Origin of the sequence: Halomonas sp. 72, from assembly GCF_052379785.1 — a bacterium.
Lineage (GTDB): Bacteria > Pseudomonadota > Gammaproteobacteria > Pseudomonadales > Halomonadaceae > Vreelandella > Vreelandella citrativorans.
In genome coordinates this window covers 1-1256 of sequence record NZ_JBQSYY010000049.1, presented here as the reverse complement: position 1 = coordinate 1256, position 1256 = coordinate 1, and the positions used below count along the sequence as shown (strand labels likewise).

The window sequence follows — 1256 nt, the reverse complement described above, 5'->3', positions numbered from 1 at the left end:
TGATCTTACCCAGCAACAGTGGACACTAGTTTAAGCGATCATTCGAGATTCAAAGACCTCAGGACTGATCATCCCTATAGCACTGTGCCGCCGTTGCTTGTTGTAGTCGAGTTCGATGTATTCAAACACCTGACGTCTCATATCGCTTCGCGTTTTAAATTGCTCTCCATGGATCGCTTCAACCTTGAGGCTATGGAAGAAGCTTTCGGCACAGGCATTATCATAACAGTTACCTTTGGCGCTCATGCTGCACTTAAGCTCATGCCGAGTAAGCAGCGATCGGTAAAGCGTGGAACAGTACTGACTGCCTCGATCCGAGTGGACAATGACGCCTTTGGGCATTTTGCGTTTCCATAGTGCCATCTGTAGCGCGTCACAGACAAGATCGGCCGTCATGTGCTCACTCATTGCCCAACCGACCACTTTACGAGAGTAAAGATCAATGAGTACTGCTAGGTAAAGCCAGCCTTCGCTCGTCGCCAGATAGGTGATATCACCCACCCACTTTTGATTGGGAGTTGAGGCCGTGAAGTTTTGCGCTAGTAGATTAGGAGCCACCGGCAGCGAATGCCGAGAGTTGGTGGTGGCCTTAAACTTACGGGCTGCTTTAGCGCGCAAGCCCTGACGCTGTAAGCTGGCGGCGACCGTCTTACGGTTGATTAGCACTCCATCATCGTGCAGGTCCAGGGTTAATCTCGGGGCGCCTGAGCGGCCTTTACGCTGGTGAAAAGCATCAGCTACACGCTGATCGAGAATGGCTTGCTCGCTGCGTCTTGGAGACGGGACTCCTTCGCGCTGCTGCCAAGCGTAGTAGCCACTTCGGGCGACCCCCATAACATGGCACATGCGTTGAACGCTGAATGCCTGACGATGACGATGGATAAAGGCGTACTTCACTTCAGGCTCTTCGCAAAGTACACCGCGGCCTTTTTTGTGATGGCCAGCTCTTCATTTGCCTCGGCTAATTGGCGCTTCAATCGGGCGTTTTCTTCTGCTAACGACCGCTCCCGTTCAGATGTGTCTTGCTGAAGCTGAGCTTTAGAGCGCCATTGATAGAGCTGACTGGCGTGTATTCCCAGTTCACGAGCCGCTGCGGCAACGCCTATGCGATCAGCGAGTGCTAACGCTTCTTGACGGTAGGCATCTGAGTAACGGGTATAAGATTTTTTCTTCATCGATGTCGTCGATCTTGCCATGGTTCACCTCATCGTAGCGCATTACATTCTAGAGGTGTCCACAGTTACTGGGCAGGATCA

General features: G+C 52.1%; 1 protein-coding gene. It reads right to left on the bottom strand.

Features of this window, described 5'->3' with window-relative positions; all coding sequences use genetic code 11:
- Positions 1-30: 30 nt before the first annotated feature.
- Positions 31-1196, bottom strand: a protein-coding gene (locus ACT3T6_RS17665) for an IS3 family transposase (RefSeq protein WP_444625976.1) whose coding sequence is annotated in 2 segments (ribosomal slippage) — positions 31-935 and positions 935-1196 — 1167 coding nt in all. Because the reading frame shifts where the segments join, the coding sequence is not laid out codon by codon here.
- Between the last annotated feature and the right edge of the window lie 60 nt (positions 1197-1256).